Below are 364 nucleotides of genomic sequence, written 5' to 3'. Positions count from 1 at the left end.
AGAGGGTCCGGCGGCACGAAGCCCAGGAGCAGCCTGTGACCCACCTCCAGCGCGAACTCACCCTGGCCGTCTGGCGCAAGTCGTCCCGCAGCGGAAGCGGAGACCAGTGCGTCGAGATGGCGGCCCTGTCCAGCGACATGCGCGCGGTGCGCGACTCGAAAGACCCCTCCGGGCCGGCCCTGGTGCTGACGCCGGCCGCCTGGCGGGGCCTGCTGGACGGGATCAAGGAGAGCTAGCGACCGGTCGACGGGGCCGCGGCGAGGTTCGCCGCGGCCCCCGCCCCCAGCCACCCCCGGGCCCCCGGCCACCCCCGCCCCCCGCGCCCCGGCCGCCGAACAAGGACGGGTTCAAGTAACGCCCGGGC

Annotated in this window: 1 protein-coding gene; it reads left to right on the top strand. The window is 75.8% G+C overall.

Translation table 11 applies throughout. The features are described from left to right. The coding region (locus tag AB0C69_RS35540) for a DUF397 domain-containing protein (RefSeq protein ID WP_360359683.1) at positions 1–236 on the top strand (236 nt) is incomplete at its 5' end. Positions 237–364 lie beyond the last annotated feature (128 nt).

Origin of the sequence: Actinomadura sp. NPDC048032 (assembly GCF_040653175.1) — a bacterium.
GTDB classification, from domain to species: Bacteria; Actinomycetota; Actinomycetes; order Streptosporangiales; family Streptosporangiaceae; genus Spirillospora; species Spirillospora verrucosospora.
Note: the sequence above shows the minus strand (reverse complement) of the source record. Positions and strands in the feature narration are given on the sequence as shown.